The 2,632-nt window shown below is 62.2% G+C and carries 1 protein-coding gene; it reads right to left on the minus strand.

The annotated features are described in order from the left end of the window. Positions 1 to 2,632, minus strand: a 2,632-nt coding sequence (locus tag HV744_RS36345) for an ATP-binding protein (protein WP_425497903.1), incomplete at both ends; no start/stop codon positions are given.

Consider the following 2,632-nt stretch of genomic DNA (forward strand, 5'->3'; position numbering starts at 1 on the left):
CGCCTGCTCAATCGCCGTGCGCATGAGCGTATGGATCAGCCTTTCCAGGACGATTTCGCCCGAGACCGTCTGCGATACCCTGGTCACGGTCGCAAGGTCGAGGTGGTCGACCGGCGTCGCGATCGTGCCCGTCGGGCCGGGCGGCGGCGCTTCTGTCCTCAGGTACGGATACAGTTCCTCGAGTTGCCGTACCTTGCCGTCGGCACCCCAACGCAGGTAGCCGTAGCGCGCGTCCTGCAGATACATCCGGGCAATCTTCTCAAGACCGCGCGCCGCATAGAAGCGGGACGCGAGTTCGCTGGCGAGCGCCTCATTGTGGACAAAGCCATGCTCCTGCGCCGAGTGGATCGCCTGCTCGTAGAGCTGCTCGGCGTCAAGCACGCGGCCTTCGATGCGGGCGATCTCAGCCCCGACCAGTGCGGCACGGTTTTCGAAATTCTCCGGGCAATTCGCTGCCCATACCTGGAGTTGCCTGTAATGCCCAGCCAGAGCGTCTACGTGGTGCTGCCGCTCGCCGGCTGTCGCGCAAGCGCAGGCTGCAGCGCGGGATAGTGCGTCATAGAAGTGATATTCCGCTGTTTCGAACTGGGAGACCGAGGTCCACAACAGCTGTTGAGCTTTCAACGAAACTTCGATCGCCGCCGCATAGTTGCCGGCAAAAAAGCGCGCCTGTAGTTTGCGGACCCAGTACCAGCACTCAGCAAAGGCCAAATCCGGGTTAAGGGCGAACCGATGCTCAATAGAAAGCTCACTAAACTGCTCGTCGTCGAAGGAGCCGAAGGCTGGCGTCAAGCCGCGCAGCGTTCGAATGAGCGCGAGTTGCGTAGACATGACGTCAACGGCGAACCCGAACCGGACCTTATGCGCGAACGCGAGACCGTGCTCGGCCTCGTGTTGCGACTCAATGAGCGGGTCGCCAGCCGCGAGCAGGTTTGTGTTCAGCAAATTGCAGGTGTACGCCGCATGCGTGAGATCGCCGATCCGATTGGCGGCGTCAAACGCGCGGCGCAGCAGATCACGGCAGTCGCGGACATGCCTGGTCCATGCCATGAGGTAAGCACACTGCATATAGGTCCTGGCCTCGAAACGCCTCAATCCGCGGCGTTCCACCAGTTCGTAGCCAAGCCGCCCGAAGCGAAATCCGGTCTCGTAGTCGCCGAAGTGCGGCCCCAGCACCGTAGCAAGCTGGGCGTAGGCGTGGCATGACGCATCACCATTGCCGTACTGAAGGCTAAGGCTCACCGCGCGGCAGTAGACCAGGGAAGGCAGATTGGCGTCCGTGAATGCTGCAGGAGCCCCGGTCCTGATCAGCACGTCGAGGGTTGCGAGGCAAGCCGGATCACTCATTGAGGGCAGATCAACGAGCGCTTCAATCTCGCGTCCGCCGAGCTGGCACCAGATCCGCTCGTACTCGTGGCGCACTTCCTTATCTGTCGGGTGTGGCGACCAGTCAATACCCAGACGTCGGAGGTAGTCGAGGCTTACAGCGATCGCTCGGCCGCTTTGGCCGAGCGTGGTGTATAAATCGACGCGCAGGCACGCGACCGTCGCTCGTTCGACGATGTTTTCAGCGTGCATTGACAGCTGAACAAGCCGCTGCTCCGCTTCAGCCAGCGCACCGGTCAGGAATTCGCATTCGGCCCGGTTCAGCTCCAGCGCAAACATCAGGTCATGCTGGCACTCCCAGCTATCAGCCTTCAGTAGTTCCGCGCCGGTGACGAGATAGGTGAGCGCCGAGGCATAGGCTGTCGACGCCCTGGCGCGCTGGCCGGCGAGCAGGTTGAACCCGGCCAGCCGCTCACGCTCGTCGGGGGCAGTGATCAACGCCACGCCGCGGTTGAACTGGTTGACGATCTCGAAGATCGCCTCTTCCCGTTTCCCGGGAGGAGTCTGCGCGGCGAGCAGCCGCCCGATCCGCAGATGGACCTCGGCGCGAGACGCTTCCGGGATTAGTGAATAGGCGGCCTCCTGCACCCGGTCGTGCACAAATCGCCAGGAGGTTTCCAGGCGCTCGACCACCCCGTGGTGGACCGCCAGCCACAGCGACGCGTGCACCTGCTTCTCCGGGGTTCCGAGTACGATCGAAAGCATCGCGATCGCGGCAACGTTGCCGAGGCAGGCAAGCTGCTGCAACGCCTGCTGTGTTTCGGCCGGCAGGCGGGTCAGCTTGCCGATCATCAGGTCGACGACATTCTCGGTGTATCCCTGCGCATGGATGCGATCGGGATCCCAGCACCAGCATGCCGCGTCATGATCAAAAGTGAGTAAATCCTCTTCGGCGAGCGCGTGCAGAAACTGGATCACGAAGAACGGGTTGCCCGCGGTCTTCTCCTGCACGAGTTGCGCGAGTGGTGCGGCGCGTGCCGGCTCGCAGTGCAGCGTATCCGCAATCAGCTTCTCGATGTGTTCAAGGGCGAGCGGGACAAGCGTGATTTCATCGATCCGGGTGCCGATGTTCCTGATGGCCTGAAGCTTGCCCATCAGCGGATGGGTGGCTTTGACTTCATTGTCCCGGTAAGCGCCGATCAGCATCAGGTGCTGCAGATCCGACTGCGTCAGCAGGTCCTCGAACAGGTCGAGCGTGGCCATGTCGAGCCACTGCAAGTCGTCGAGAAAGAGTGCCAGCGGATGG

It is taken from the genome of Paraburkholderia ultramafica (assembly GCF_902859915.1).
Classification (GTDB): domain Bacteria; phylum Pseudomonadota; class Gammaproteobacteria; order Burkholderiales; family Burkholderiaceae; genus Paraburkholderia; species Paraburkholderia ultramafica.